The organism is Streptomyces bambusae (assembly GCF_020532645.1).
In the GTDB taxonomy this organism is placed as follows: Bacteria; Actinomycetota; Actinomycetes; order Streptomycetales; family Streptomycetaceae; genus Streptomyces; species Streptomyces bambusae.
The window spans coordinates 1-3,646 of the sequence record NZ_JAJAUZ010000128.1 but is presented as its reverse complement, the minus strand read 5'-3'; the positions used below and the strand labels follow the sequence as shown (position 1 = coordinate 3,646).

At 70.0% G+C, this 3,646-nt stretch carries 1 protein-coding gene and 1 pseudogene; both read left to right on the top strand.

Features of this window, described 5'->3' with window-relative positions; all coding sequences use genetic code 11:
- Positions 1 to 103 (top strand): annotated as a pseudogene (locus LG634_RS37450) (ATP-binding protein); the annotation flags it as partial.
- A gap of 305 nt (positions 104 to 408) precedes the next feature.
- On the top strand, positions 409 to 3,636 hold the full coding sequence (locus LG634_RS37445) for a nitrate- and nitrite sensing domain-containing protein (protein ID WP_226741006.1): 3,228 nt from the start codon (positions 409 to 411) through the stop codon (positions 3,634 to 3,636).
- Positions 3,637 to 3,646: the final 10 nt, after the last annotated feature.

The window sequence follows — 3,646 nt, the reverse complement described above, 5'->3', positions numbered from 1 at the left end:
ACCCGACGCCCCGATCATCACCACCGACGCACGCCACCGCGCCGACGCCAAATCCGCCCTCATCACCCTCGTCGAACACGCCCTCATGGCACGACTGAAGTAACGGGGCCGGCGGTCCTCGCACCGGGCCGCGAACTCAAGAGGCGGGCTGTGTCTTCGGACACGGCCCGCCTCTTCGTTCATAACGTTTCGACAGAGAATTGCGGCGCGTCGGCCACCCCGCGCGTTCATCCGGTGCCGCTGCGCGCACAAGGGCTCCGATTTTTGCCGCGGTGCGCTCTTTATGTCCGGTTTATGAGCCTCACAAGCCCCTGGGAATGGCCGGATTCAACTGTTTGGAACACGGCCGTTCCCCGTGCTGCAATTCAATGAACTAGCTAGTAGCACCGCCGAGAGGTTGTTGGTCGAGTGAGGCGAAGCAACGAGAGCCCCGCGGACGCAGTCCCGTCCGACGGGAATGCACGGGGCAACTTCACACCGCCACAGCGCGCGGTGCCGGCATCCGACGTACCCGTCGACCTGCCCGAGAGCAGTGGCGGCAGCCGGAGCCGGTTCGCCCCCCGCAACTGGCGCGTGCCCACGCGTCTGAACGCGATCCTCGTGGTGCCCGCCCTCGTCAGCCTGGTCATGGGCGGCTTCCAGGTGAAGGGCTCCATCGACACCTGGGACGAGGCCAAGGACGCCGAGAAGACCGCCCGCATCGTCGAGGCGGCATCGGCATACGGCCAGGCCCTCCTCAACGAGCGCGACCTGACGGCCGAACCGCTCCTGTCGGGCAAGCGCGACAGCGAGGCCGTCTCGGAGGCCCGCTCCGCCACCGACCGTGCGAAGGCCGCCTTCGACAACGCGGTCAAGGACATGCCGGAGAAGCAGGGTCTGGAGCACCGCCTCGACCTGCTGCGGCGTGAAGAGCCCAAGCTCGAGGAGATCCGGGCGACGGCCTACCGCAAGGAGGTCGAGACCCCGAAGAAGAACCTCGCGCAGAAGCAGGGCGGCCCGGTCGCCACCGAAGAGGGCTATGTGCTGGTCCAGCACAACCTCATGCAGTTCTCGAACGAGCTCGGCCTCGGCACCGGCAACGTCACCTCGTACGGCCGCATGGTCTACGCGATCCAGCTCGCCAAGGCGGCCGGCTCGCTCCAGCGCTCCATCGGCACCCACCTGCTCGTCCGGCCCAGCCAGAAGGACGACATCAAGGCCGGCCAGCTGATCGCCTTCTCCTCGTACGCGTACCTGGAGGAGATCGCCCTCGCCGAGTACGTGGCCGCCGGCACCGACGCGGACACCGCACGGCTGAAGCAGGTCTTCAACGAGAAGACCAAGGAGGGCGAGGCCAAGCTCGCCGAGGCGAAGACCGACGCCGAGGGCGCCGGTGTGCCCTTCGTGCCGCCGCCGATCGTCAACGGCTCCGCCCTGGAGGGCATGACCGAGGCGATAGCCAGCGGCGAGGACCCGAAGGACCTCGCCAAGGAGGGCACCAACGCCACCTTCTGGCAGGCCGGTGCCACCGCCAAGTTCGACGCCTACGCGGAGATCGAGAAGGAGGTCGTCGCCAAGGCGGTGAACGAGGCCGTCGAGATCTCCGAGGACGCCCGCAACGACGCCATCATCACCGGCGCGATCGTGGTCGTGGCCCTCCTCACCGCGTTCGTCATGGCCGGTCTCATGGCCCGCCAGATGGGCCGCTCCATGCGCCGCCTGCGCGGTGCCGCCTTCGACATCGCCGAGCAGCGCCTGCCGGCCCTCGTCGACCAGCTGTCCCGCACCGACCCCGGCAAGGTCGACACCCGGGTCACCGCGATCCCGATCGACTCCCGGGACGAGATCGGCGAAGTCGCCCGCGCGTTCGACCAGGTCCACCGCGAGGCCGTCCGGCTCGCCGCCGAGCAGGCCCTCCTGCGGGGCAACGTCAACGCGATCTTCACGAACCTCTCCATGCGCAACCAGTCGCTGATCGAGGGCCAGCTGACCCTCATCACCGACCTGGAGAACAACGAGGCCGACCCGGACCAGCTGGAGAACCTCTTCCGCCTGGACCACCTGGCCACCCGCATGCGCCGCAACGGCGAGAACCTCCTCATCCTCGCGGGCGAGGAGCCGGGCCGCCGCTGGGACCAGCCGGTCCCGCTGGTCGACGTCCTGCGCGCCGCCTCCTCCGAGGTGGAGCAGTACGAGCGCATCGAGCTCTCCGGCGTCTCCGAGGCCGAGATCCACGGCGAGGCCGTGACCGACCTCGTGCACCTGCTCGCCGAGCTGCTGGAGAACGCCACCACGTTCTCCTCCCCGCAGACCAAGGTCCGCGTCAACGCGACCCGTCTCCCCGACGGCCGCGTGATGATCGAGATCCACGACAAGGGCATCGGCCTGACCGCCGAGGACTTCGCGGACATCAACCACAAGCTGGCCAACCCGCCGACCGTGGACGCCGCGATCTCGCAGCGCATGGGTCTCTTCGTGGTCGGCCGGCTGTCGGACCGCCACGGCATCCGCGTCCAGCTGCGCCCCTCGGGCGAGGCCGCCGGCACCACGTCGCTGGTCATGCTCCCGGACGCCATCACCCACGGTGGCGGTGGCGAGGGCATCCCGGACGACGACTTCACCGTCTCCTCGATGATCCCGCAGCAGCAGGCCCAGGAGAGCGCCCCGCTGCGCACCGCGGCCGAGCTCGGCTTCGACGACTCCCGGTACGCCGAGGGTGCGGACGGCCTCGACCCGGTGGGCCGCTCGCTGCACCGCGAGGGGCGCCGCGAGGCGCTCGCCCAGCAGGCCGAGTACCGCCAGCAGGACGAGTTCCCGGGCGAGTTCGCCCAGAACCCCGGCCAGGGCGCCCCGCAGGGCTACCCGCAGGAGCCGCAGCCGGAGCACGGCTACCCGCCGTACGGTGCCGAAGCGGAAGGCCAGTACCAGGCCGGTCCCGGCTACCCGCAGGCTGCCGGCTACGCGCCGCAGGACAACGGGTACGAGCAGCCCGCCCAGGACGGCTACCCCGCCTACGGCGACCAGGGCTACGCCTATGCGGAGTCGGGCTACCAGGACCCGGCCGGAGCCCCCCAGGGGTACGACGGCGGTTTCAACTCCCCCTCCCAGCAGGATGACTGGCCGGCCCAGAACACCTACCAGGCCGACTACCAGCAGGGCTACGGGACCGAATCGGAATCCCCTGCCGGTCCCGAACTCGGCCAGGACCGCGTAGGCTTCGACCGTCCGGGCACCACTGCCGACACCGGCCACTCGATGACCGGGGCAGGCCTGCCGCGCCGCGGCAGCCAGCAGCAGTGGCAGCCGGCGCAGCAGGAAACGGAGCGCAAGTCGTTCTTCGAGGGGGGCACTTCGGTCTCCTCGGACAACGGTGCGGGCGACGAAGCCTGGCGCTCGCGCAACGACGAGCGCTGGCAGCAGGCCGGGAAGCTCCGTGAGCCGAAGGCAGGCGGGGTCACCCCCTCCGGTCTCCCCCGGCGAGTGCCCAAGGCCAACCTGGTCGAGGGCACCGCGGAATCCACCCCGCAGGGCGGCCCACAGGTCTCCCGCGCCCCCGAGGACGTCCGCGGCAGGTTGAGCAACCTGCGGCGCGGTGTCCAGCAGGGACGCACCGCGGGGAACGAGCAGTCCAGTAACAGCTATGACCAGGAGCGTTAGTGTGAGCCCG